General features: G+C 63.0%; 1 pseudogene. It reads right to left on the minus strand.

Annotation, left to right across the window (positions count from 1 at the left end):
* Positions 1-453: 453 nt before the first annotated feature.
* Positions 454-637, minus strand: a pseudogene (glnA, locus tag B8460_RS20135) (glutamine synthetase); the annotation flags it as partial.

Raw genomic sequence — 637 nt, forward strand, 5'->3', positions numbered from 1 at the left:
ATCAGCGGCAGCGCCACCACAAGCAGCAGCGCGACGGACAGGGCGAGGCGCCGGGCGAGGCTCCACCGGCCGGCACCCGCCGCGCAAGGCATCGCGTCGCGTCGTGTCTGAACCGGCCGGGCCGTATGCGGGGGTAATATCACGCGCCATCCCTCTCTGCTTGTTGGGCCGGACGGAGGAGGTGCTCGGCCGGCCACGACGTCATTGTCCTGCACGCGCCGCCTGCTGATCGTTGCGCACAGCGCGTGCGCAAAAAGCCTTATCGAAACGTCTGGATTGTTGCAATTCGTTTAAAATAGCCCATTAGACAGGCAGATAATGCCTGATAAATCCGCATTGAATTGCGAGCGCGCCGAATCCATCGGCGCGCAGATACGAAAAAGCCCCGTGCCAGGGGCACGGGGCGCATTCAGCGAGGTGGGGCGCGCCGCGTTGGCGGCGCGCGTTATTTGGTCAGACGGAGTAATACATCTCGAACTCGACCGGATGCGGGGTGTGTTCGAAACGATACACCTCGCTCCATTTCAGATCGATGTAGCTCTCGATCTGATCCTTGGTGAACACGTCGCCAGCGAGAAGAAACTCGTGATCGGCCGCGAGCGCGCCGAGGGCCTCGCGCAGGCTGCCGCACACGGTC

Origin of the sequence: Acidisphaera rubrifaciens HS-AP3 (assembly GCF_000964365.1) — a bacterium.
GTDB lineage: Bacteria > Pseudomonadota > Alphaproteobacteria > Acetobacterales > Acetobacteraceae > Acidisphaera > Acidisphaera rubrifaciens.